Genomic DNA, 10,051 nt, shown 5'->3' with positions numbered 1-10,051 from the left:
GGTCCGGGGCGGAGACGGGGGCGGATGCGCGGGTGAGTTCGGCATCAAAGAAGGCCAGGATCCGCGCGTAGAGCTGTCCCTTGGCACCTCGTGGTCCGCGGGGCGGTTCCTTCTCCCAGGTCCACACCGTCTCGCGCGACACCGTCAGCGCCCGGCCGAGCTGGGTCTTGGTCCACCCGAACTCCTCACGAAGCCGGGCCCTCTCCGCCGGGGACGGCAGTGGCGGCACCGGCCCGTCCACGGGGATCCGCTCAAGCACCGCCTCCACGGGGTCGAGCATCAATCGTCTACCTCCACTCGCCTGAATCTAACGCGAATCTAACGTACCGCTCCGCTCGTGGCGTCGTCAACTCTTAATCGATTTTCGCTATGTAATATAACTGCTTCTCAATCAGTTTTCACGATGCAATGTGAGCACTTCTTTATGGCCTGAACTTTCCCGGAGGGATCTCCATGCCTGGGGGTTGTTCCGCAGGGATCGGCTGGTGCGCCCGGCCTCACGGGCGCGGAGCCTGGGCGGCATGATGTCCCCCGTGATGAACAGTGCAGACCTGCGGCCTGCCCGGATACCGGGTTACGACGGTGGCCCCCTCACGTACCAGGCCGGGCTGCTGGACGAACCGCTCTTCTGGCTGGGACACCTCTACTCGTGCATCCAGAGCGAGAAAGCCGAGGAACTGCTGTTCGGTGCGGACTACGACGCGGCCGGTGACTTCCAGCGGCGGCTGTGGGAGCGAGCCGAGTGGCCAGCATTCACGGTTCCACTCGCTGCTGATCACCGTCTCCACGTGGTCTACCGCACCGTCCCGGACGACACCGGCACCGACTACCTCCTCCATCACCCCGACTGGGATCAAGCCGAACTCCTCGCCCGGGACGACGGGCACTTCATGGGGCCGGGCCTGTCCTGGCCCGAGCTCGTGGCAGCCGCGGACAACGCGCTGCCCGGCGCCAGCACCACCGACCCCCACTCCCGGCTGCTGCTCCTGCTGCCCGCGTTCGGCGACGACGCAGTACCCGACGATGCTGTTGGCCGCCTGGCGGATGCGCTACGCGCCCGCACGAGCGTGGAAGACCCCGAGACCCTCGCCTCTGCTCTCCTGGAGGACCAAGGGGCTCCCGGCCCCGCGCGCTGGACGAAAGCCGGGCACGGCTTCTCCGTGAACGATGGCGAGTACTCCTTCCGTAACCCCACCAACCTCTTCGCCCTGTCAGCCGATCGCCTGGCTCGGGTGGCCACCGCGCTAATGCCTTGACCCACACACCAAACGGCGAGGGATGGTGGTTTGGAACGATCCAGCCGTGACTGCTGTGATCACGGCTACGCAGCCGACGTGGATAGCTCCGTGCGGGCCGGGCGCGATGTCGAGGTCCTGGCAATGCCGTACCTGCCGAACGACGGCACCGCGGCGCGCACTACCCATCCCACGGGCGGCGTGGTACACCTCAATCCCTCCAACGTCACAGCCCGCAACGGCCGTTACTGGATGATCGACGCCAGCGGACTCTATGTGGCGGAGTGCCTGCCAGGGGCTTGTCGCGGACGACGGCCGAGGCGACGTGACCAGGTCGGCCCCATCTCCTCGGCCAGGCGTGCGTCGCGTTTCGGCAGACCCTGTACGCGGGCATCTGACGGCGCGGCCAGCCCGATCCGGACTGCCCGACGGTGCCCGATCCGGGCTGCCCGACGGTACTGACGCCGAGGAACCAGATACCGCAGGTCCCTGGCGGCGAACTCGACCGCGAGCCAACCCCAGCCCTGACTACGAGGCTGGCACAACACTCACCCAAGCGTTGCACCTTCTTTCTTTATGATGTATTTTAGGTGTCGTTGAAGGTGCGCCGCTCCCCGGCCGACAGGCCCGAGAGCGCCGCCGCCACGCCTCCCCACCTTCCTGGCGCTATGAGCCCCTCCCCCGCGCCGGCCCTCCCCGAAAGGAACTCCCATGTCCGACAGCGACGTTGTCCAGCGCGTCATAGCCCGGCTGGTCGAGCATGCCGATGAGCGCGAGACCCAGGTGATCCACGGACTCGCCTGTGCGGCCGGGTACCTGTGGCGATGCGGCAACACCGACTGCCATGCCCACAACGCCCGGGGCCAGCGGTACTGCGAGGGCTGCGGCTGGGGCCGCGCGGGCAGGCCGGTCGGCGACATTACCCCCAGCCTGTACGAAGTACCCCAGCAGAAGTGGCGGGCGCTGCGCCGAGCAGTCGTCGCTCATTTCGAGCAGCTCGGCGGTCCGGTGCCGGACGCCGTCGTCTTCGACTACTTCGGCGGTCCCGGCTGGCGTGGCGCCGAGGTACGGGCGATGCACGGCGGCCGGTCCGAAGAGATCGCCGACGGATTCCGCGATCGGAACGCTCACGAGGACATCGCTGCCGCGCTCGATGGCCTGAGCCGCTTCGAGAAGCCCGCCTACTGCGAGCACATGCGCCTCGTCCTGTCCTCCTGACCCGACCGGCCCGCCCATGGCCGTCCTGCTCATCGGCCGCTGATCCGGCGCTCGCCGCATCCTCACCGTCACCCAGTCCCACCCCCGTCGCCGACGGCAACCGGCACGCCGTCGGCGCCCTCACCAACCCCGTGTTCGCCGACGGCGACCGGACGTGGACCGTCACAGCGGCGCCGTACAGCACGCCTATGAGGAGAGCGCTGGCGAGGAGGGCGCTGTGGTCGAGGACGACGTCGAACACGTCGAGCCCTTCACTTCCTGATCTTCAACCCCGGTGTGTGAAGCATCGATTGGCCAACCTGGAGCACCGTGAACCTCCCAGACCGCGGCGCTGTCAAAAACGACTTCGCCGCCACCCCGGCCGCCTCTCTGGCTGCGGCCACGCCCGAACTGCTCACGACCGACTCGGTCATCGACCCCCTGCTCGACGCTCTGGACGAGGACCAGCTCGGCACGCTGGCCACTCGCATCCGCACCCGCCGGATCGCCAAGGTGCAAGCCCGGCTGCTGGCTGCGCTGCGCGAAGACAGCACCGAACTGCACCGCAACGGGCTCACCGACTGCCCGGAGCCGGTCACCCGCATCAGGTTCACCACGCACAACAACGACCCCGTGTGCTGGGACGACAACGCCCTCGTCTGGCACCAGACCGGAGCAACGACCCGGGTCGACTACGCGGGCACGGACGTCGAGCGCGCGCTGCGCGATTACTCCAGCTTCACCGACCCCGTCGAAGGCACCCGGCTCGTCGTGGACCTGAGCACCGGCCAGTTCGACGTCCGGGGACCGTGGGAGCCCGGCTGAGCGTCCGTGTCCCGGCCTCCGGAACACGCCACCTCGGCCAGCAGCAACAGCATCGTCCTCCACTACCCGTGAGAGCGGCTGGTCCAGCTCACCACCGTCCATGAGACTCCCCGGCCACGTTCGCCGACCCGTTCCTCTCGGAGCCCGAGCGCCCTCGTGACCTGTGCGTGCTCGGGCTCCGACGGCACGCCATCCAGGAACCCGCCGCCCAGAACAGACCACCGCACTCAACGCACGCCATCACGGCGCCCCCGGCCGCCGCAACCAGCCCCGCCCTGAATGGAAATCACGCCTTGAGCCACCTCACTTACCCCCGATCTGCCACCACCATCGCGACCAAGGCCCGGATGGCGCTTGGCGCCTACACCGCAATCCCCGTACGCGAGGCCGCGTACAACCTCCACCGCAGCGTCGACGACATGTGGGGATACACCTACTTCGCCATCCAGAATGCCGACGGGCCCCAGTGGAGCCGCCTCGGCAAGGAACTCATCACCGCCACCAAAAGGCTCGCCGCCGCCGAACGGACACCGGGCGAGGGGCCCCGCCACGTCATCCAGGTCGCGGCAGGCCTCATCGCGCGCTTCGAACACGCAGCGGGCACCAAGACGACAGTCATCCCGCTACTTCCGCGCGACGAGGACGGCCGCGACCACCCGGTGCTCGGCACCGAGCGCCCGTTCCGCGTCGCCGACATCGGCTGCGCCGCCGTGCAACACCTCGGGCCGAACTGGCACGCTGAGGCCCTGCCCTGGGGTGACGGATCCTCCATCCAGGACAACGACGAGACGCACGGCTACCTCCTCGCTGTCGACGAGCACAACTGCCTATACATCTGCGACGACTCGCGCGGCGGGAAGCGCACGGAACTGGACGGCGCGACTCCCGCCGACGGGCTCGACATCCTCGCCGAACGAGTCGCCGACCTCGTACTCAGCCTCACACCTTCACCGACTGACCCCCCACGCGGCGTGCTCAGTGAGGTTGAGTCATGAGACATCCCTGGTCGGATGTGGCCCGGGGTCGGGCCAGAGGGCGGGTTGGTGGCAGACGAGGCAATGTCCTGACCAGATGGCTGTGGCCTCGAACTGGCCACGGGGGCATGGCCTGCGGCGCGTCGCTGAACCACCACGGCGGCAAGTTTCCGATGAGAGGGGGGAAGTCCACGGTGCCGAACACCTGAGCCCGTACCGCTCGGCCAGCAATTTCCTGAGTGCGCCGAAGCAGCTGTTCAACCACTTCCTCTTCGCTAGTGTCCTCGAACTCCAGGCAGCGGAAGACGGTCACGAAATGCGGAGCACAGAACGGCTCACAGTGACCCAGAGGCCAGTGTCGCCGAACTCCCACATCAGGAAGGGCTCGTATTCAAAACCCATAGCACTGCGCTACCGCTCCGCGACCGAGCTATTGGCACGGGGCGCGCTGCCATATCGCCCGGACGGCTCCCCATAGGCCGGCTGAACGGTCTGAGGGAGCATCACCATCTGGCCCGCCCACCTGCGCTCTCCCCTTCTCGACCCGCGCATCGGCCGCCGCGCTGACGGACGTAGCCTTCGAACGGGCCGACGGCTGCGTACAACGACCACCCGTCGCTCGTACCCTCTTGACGAGCGAAGTCGACAGACGACAGCCCAAAGACGGTGGGAAGCCCGCATGGATTCGGGTGCCATGCGCACACAATTCATCGAGTCGCGAGTGGGGCTTGTCACACGCATACGGGCGGCTGGCGTCCGCGCAGTGCGGCTCCTTCTCTCCGTGCTTCGAGGTGAGTCTGTCTCGGTAAAGGGCCTGGTGGACGGAGCGATTGCTCACGCCGAGCGTTGCCCGTCCGTCGCTGGGGCAGGGCTGCGGTGCGCAATCGGCCGGTCGAGCGGCCCAGTTGGAGCTGCGGCGAGATTCACGGATCGGGTCGCGTGACTCACTGTTGTGTACAGAAGGCCGGTCGTCGCCCGATGGCTCCTCAACGAGCCCGTGGGCCCGGGGGGCGGGCACCATAGCGAGCCCCACTGACAGGGCGCCATTTCGGCCATGGTGTGCGATTTGAGCCACCTGGTTCCTCCTGCTTCCATAACGCCTGCCTCAGCCGGTTGGCCCGCATTTCTGCCGTGCCGCTGGGGGGTGAGAGTTCATCATGTGAAGCGGAAGGTCCCTGTCTTGAAGGACATCTACGAGCGGTTGCTCGCTGCGGCGAATCTGGAGTCGGCTGACGGCGCGATCCGTATCACCGCGGAGTACGAGCCCATTGGCGGTCCGGGGAGCACTGTCTTCCCGCCCACGGTGAAGACGAAGGCGTCCGATGCGGCCGGCTACCTCGTCGGGCCGCGCTACGTGGACGGCGAGCGCGTGGATGTGGTGTGGCTGGATCAGCCGCAGTCGCAGGCCAACCGTTGTGAGCAGGCCCTGCGGGAGGCCATAGATGCGGGGGCGGTCTACCTTCCGCATCTGCTGATGGCCACCGAGGCGGCCGGAGTACCGGTGCGCATGACGAACCTGGACGCGCCGCACCGGTCACGGGATGCGTACTTCCGCGATTCGGAGGATGCCGCGGGGACGAAGTTCGACGAGACCGAAGCGGGTGAAGCCCTGCGCCAGGCGAGTGCGACGGACTGGAGTGCCTACCTTCGTCTGGTGCCCACCGATCTGGTGTACGGGGCGTGGGACTCGCACCGCAAGCGCCGGATCCAGGTGAAGATCCCCCGCGCGTACACCTCGTCGATGATCGGCGTCGCCCCGCTGATGGGCGTGCGCGGAGCGGGTCGCGTGGATGCCCTGAACCTGGCCGGAGACACCGTGACGATCAGCGACTCCGGCTGGTCGCCCCTGGAGGGGGCCAAGGCGCCCAAGGGAGCGAAGACCGCGAAGATGTCCGAGCTCGGGCACGGCATGATCCCGCCGTCCGAAGGGCTGGGCGGCGTCTCGGTCAAGACGGTCAGCCGCGAGGCGACCTTGGCCATGGCGCAGTTCGCGACGCTCCGATTCGGTGCTGTGAGCCCGGAGTTGACCGCGGCGGCGCGCGCCCTGGTGGCAGCCGTCGCGCTGCTCGGTGACCGGCTGGCCTTCGCCGCGCCCGCGCTGCGGCTGCGTTCCGGGTGTGACCTGGTGATGGTGTCGGAGCGGGTGCAGTGGGTGGGCCGCGGACACGACGGGCGCCCGCAGGAGGAGGCGCTGGCGGTGAGCACGCCGCAGGAGGCACTGGCGCTCTTCGAGATCGCCCTGGAGCGGGCGCGCGCGGCGGGCCTTGACTGGGCTGTGGAGCCGGTCGTGGTCAAGCCGAATGCGAGTCTGCAGCAAGCGATCGAGAACTCCTACAAGACCCATGGGGTCGGCGAGGCAGAGGGCGAGTAGGAACGTGCCTCTTCGTATATCGGTGCATCTGCTCGCTCCCTCGTATCAGGCGTCCACGCTGGATCGCGACCAAGCCGAGTGGCCGCCTCACCCGTACCGGCTGTTCTGCGGTCTGGTCTCGGTGGCTGACCCGGATGATCCAGTGCAGGATGCGGCACTTCAGTGGCTGGAGCGGCAGCCCGCCCCCACCGTGCGGGTCCCGGCACGCACCACAGAGGCACTGTCGCCGCGCAGTTCGTGGGTGCCGACCAACGCGACGGACAAGAAGAAGCCCACCCACGGGGTGCTGCCCGGGCGTTCGGCGGGCGGGAAGCCAAAGGTGTGGCCCGAACGCGCCCTGGCCGAACCGCTGGTGGAGTTCGAGTGGCCGACACAGCCACCGGAAGGCGTGCTCACAGTGCTTCAGATGCTGACCCGGTCGGTGCCCTACATCGGGCGCGCCACCGGACACGCTCTCCTTCATGCCGCCGTCGTGGACGAGGACGCCCCGGCAGCGGCCGATGAGACGTGGCAGGTGTGGGAGCCTGCCGATGCCGACACCCGCGCCGGGACGTGCTCCCTGCGGGCGCCGTTCCCGGGGCTGCTGGAGCGGCTGCGGTGGGCTCATGAACAGGGGCAGTACGCCTACCAGCAGGCGCGCCCGCAGCCGTACGTTCTGCGCGCGGTCGAGCAAGAGCCGCGGGAGGAACTGGTCGCAGCGGAGGGGCCGTACGCGGACCTGCTGTCCTTCGCGTTCCCGCCCGGGTTCTCGCTGGATCCCTCGCTGACGTTGAAGGTCACCGGTGCGCTGCGCAGCACGGTCAGCGGCCTGCTGGATGTGGCGGGCCACGATGTGGATGCGATGGTCGCCGTGCATGGACACAAGGCGCCCGGGGACGAGCGGACGCTGTGCTCCTTCGTGGCGTATCCGTTCGTCGGCCACCGGCATGCCGATGGCCGGCTGCGCGGGCTGGGTGTCGCCCTGCCCCGCGACCTGGACCCGGCGCATCGCCATGCCCTGCTGGGCGTCCTGATCGGCGACGGCGGCCTGAGCGAACTGGCCATCCCCACCCTGAACAAGCCCGTTGCGCTGACCTATATCAGCCCCGGCGCCACCGAGGTGGACTCCATCAAGACGGTCCGGCCACAGCGGTGGACCCGTCCAGCGCGGGAGTGGAGCACGGCGCTGCCGATGGTGCTCGACTTCTTCCCCAAGCGCAACGGACGCGGGATCGAGGCGTCGGTGGCGGCCAGCTGCCGCCTCGCCGGGCTGCCCGAGCCCGAATCCGTCGAGGTCCTGCACTCGGGCGCCTACCTCTCCGGCGCGCCCACGCTGTCGCAGGGCGCGCTGCGGCGCAAGAGCGGCGAGCGCCCGCTGCCCGGCCGTCATGTGCGGCTGCGGTTCGCCCGACCGGTGCACGGCCCCGTGCTGCTGGGCAGCAAGAAGAACTACGGCCTGGGCCTGTGCCTGCCCACCCCCGCAAGCGAGACCCCCTCATGAACCTCGGCCTGGACGAATTCGACGACTTCGTCAGGGAAATACGCGGGCACATCCCCTTTCCCTGGCAGACCGCCTACCTCAACGAGGTGGCTCACCGCGGCACCTGGCCGGACCTGGATGTCCCCACCGGCCTGGGCAAGACGAGCATCATCGACATCTGGGCGTTCCTGCTCGCCTGGGAGCACGTCAACCGCGCGCACCGGACGGTGCCGCTGCGGCTGTTCTTCGTCGTCGACCGGCGCCTGGTCGTCGACCAGGCGCACGAGCACGCCGGCACTCTCCAGCAGTCCCTCGACCAGGCCCCCCACCGCACCGTGGCCGGCCGGGTCGCCCGAGCCCTGCGTGAACTCGGCGGTTCCGCCTCGGCGTTGGAGAGCGTACGCATGCGCGGCGGGGTCGACTGGGCCTCGCGCTGGCTGCACTCTCCCGCCCAGCCCGCCGTCATCACCTCCACCGTCGATCAGTACGGCAGCCGGCTGCTCTTCCGCGGCTATCACACCAGTGCCCGGATGCGGCCCATCGACGCCGCGTTGTGCGGCACCGACGCGCTGCTCGCGGTGGACGAGGCCCACATCGCGCTGCCGCTGCTCACCACGGCCACCGACTGCGCCGCCTACCAGGCCACCGCCGCCCACCCGGATCTGGCACGCCGCGCGGTCAAGGTCGTCAGCCTCTCCGCGACGGCCTCGGCGACCGATCGGCCGCGCCATTCCATCACCCGGGCCGACCACGACCACCCGGTCGCGGGCAGGCGTCTCAACGCGCAGCGCCGCCTGACGCTCCTCGATGCCACATCGAGTGCGAAGGATCCCGCCACGGCCTTCACCCGGGCCGCGCAACTGGCCGTCAACACCCTGCTGCCGGTCGTCGAGCGGCCGGTGATCGGTGTGGTTGCCAACACCATCCGCACCGCCCGCGCCACCCACCAACTGCTGTCCCAGCAGGCGGACATGGACGTGGTGCTGCTGACCGGCCGCTGCCGCGCACTGGACCGCGAACGCCTGCTCGCCAGCCCCCTGGTCACCGAACTCCTCAACGGGGTCGCGGCGGAGCGGGCCAAGCCTCTGGTCGTGGTCGCCACCCAGACCGTCGAGGTCGGCCTCGACATCTCCTTCGCCGCTCTCGTCACCGAGAACGCCTCCCTCGCAGCCCTCGTCCAGCGCCTGGGGCGCCTGGACCGCACCGGCGACCTCAATCTCGCACCCGCGATCGTGATCCGCGCCAGCGCCGAGACCCCCAGCACCGCCGTCCCCGTCTACGGCCCGGCGGCCGAACACACCTGGCAGTGGCTGGCCTCGCGCCCCTGCGCGCCCGCAGTCACCGGCCTCGACGCCGAGCAGCTGGGGAAGACCCTGCCGGACGGGCTGCTGGTCAACCCGCTCACCCTCAAGGCTCTCCTCGACGGCGAAGACACCACGCCGTTGAACGTGCCCGCCCCGCGGATCCCGGTGGTACACCGCACGCTCCTCGACGCCTGGACGCGCACCAGCCCCGCCCCCGTACCCGACCAGAGCCCCGCGCCCTTCCTGCACGGGCTGGACACCTCCCCCGAAGACGTCGCCGTCCTGTGGCGCACCGACCTCCCCCAGGACGAGCACGGCCGCCCCGACTTCGAGCAGTGGGCGCTGCGCATGCAGCAACTTCCGCCGCACGCCGGGGAAACGGTGAACATCCCGGCCGTCCAGCTGCGCCGCTTCCTCACCCGGGCCCCGGTCCCCGACGACACCAGCGACCTCGAAGGCGCCCCGCACACCGAGGAGCCCGCCACCACGGAGATGTCTCCGGTGATGCGCCTCCACGACACCCAGGGGCAGTGGGTTCCGGTCACCGACCCGAACGGCATCTGGCCCGGCAGCACCGTGGTCTTGCCCAGCCACTACGGCGGCCACGACCGCTACGGCTGGACCGGCACCCGCGATCTGCCCGTGAGCGACCTCGGCGACTTCCCGCCCGCCGATACCTGTCTCTT

The 10,051-nt window shown here is 69.2% G+C and carries 7 protein-coding genes and 1 pseudogene; 7 read left to right on the top strand and 1 reads right to left on the bottom strand.

The window, feature by feature from the left end; all coding sequences use genetic code 11:
* Positions 1–280 (bottom strand): annotated as a pseudogene (locus E2651_RS36250) (transcriptional regulator); the annotation flags it as partial.
* Between the two features lie 256 nt (positions 281–536).
* Here E2651_RS36250 and E2651_RS36245 point away from each other — a divergent pair.
* The 7 genes from E2651_RS36245 to cas3u all read left to right on the top strand — a co-directional run.
* Positions 537–1,256 carry a hypothetical protein gene (locus E2651_RS36245; RefSeq protein WP_245239445.1) on the top strand — a complete coding sequence of 240 codons (720 nt, stop codon included), beginning with the start codon at positions 537–539 and terminating at the stop codon, positions 1,254–1,256.
* 690 nt (positions 1,257–1,946) lie between these two features.
* Positions 1,947–2,453 (top strand): hypothetical protein, encoded by a 507-nt coding sequence (locus E2651_RS36240; RefSeq protein WP_135335512.1) that lies wholly within the window; start codon positions 1,947–1,949, stop codon positions 2,451–2,453.
* A gap of 309 nt (positions 2,454–2,762) precedes the next feature.
* Positions 2,763–3,257, top strand: a complete 495-nt coding sequence (locus E2651_RS36235; protein WP_135335511.1) for a hypothetical protein — start codon at positions 2,763–2,765, stop codon at positions 3,255–3,257.
* 293 nt (positions 3,258–3,550) lie between these two features.
* Positions 3,551–4,252 (top strand): hypothetical protein, encoded by a 702-nt coding sequence (locus tag E2651_RS36230; protein WP_135335510.1) that lies wholly within the window; start codon positions 3,551–3,553, stop codon positions 4,250–4,252.
* Between the two features lie 1,159 nt (positions 4,253–5,411).
* Positions 5,412–6,602, top strand: coding sequence for a type I-U CRISPR-associated RAMP protein Csb1/Cas7u (cas7u, locus tag E2651_RS36225; protein WP_209446335.1), 1,191 nt, complete (start codon positions 5,412–5,414; stop codon positions 6,600–6,602).
* The gene (csb2, locus tag E2651_RS36220; RefSeq protein WP_245239444.1) at positions 6,574–8,082 is read left to right on the top strand and encodes a type I-U CRISPR-associated protein Csb2; all 1,509 of its coding nucleotides are present in this window, start codon (positions 6,574–6,576) and stop codon (positions 8,080–8,082) included. Before cas7u ends, csb2 begins: the two co-directional genes overlap by 29 nt.
* On the top strand, positions 8,079–10,051 hold a 1,973-nt coding region (gene cas3u, locus E2651_RS36215; protein WP_135335507.1), incomplete at its 3' end, for a type I-U CRISPR-associated helicase/endonuclease Cas3. The genes csb2 and cas3u, both read left to right, overlap by 4 nt.

The sequence above is a fragment of the Streptomyces sp. MZ04 genome (assembly GCF_004684775.1).
Lineage (GTDB): Bacteria > Actinomycetota > Actinomycetes > Streptomycetales > Streptomycetaceae > Streptomyces.
Note: the sequence above shows the minus strand (reverse complement) of the source record. Positions and strands in the feature narration are given on the sequence as shown.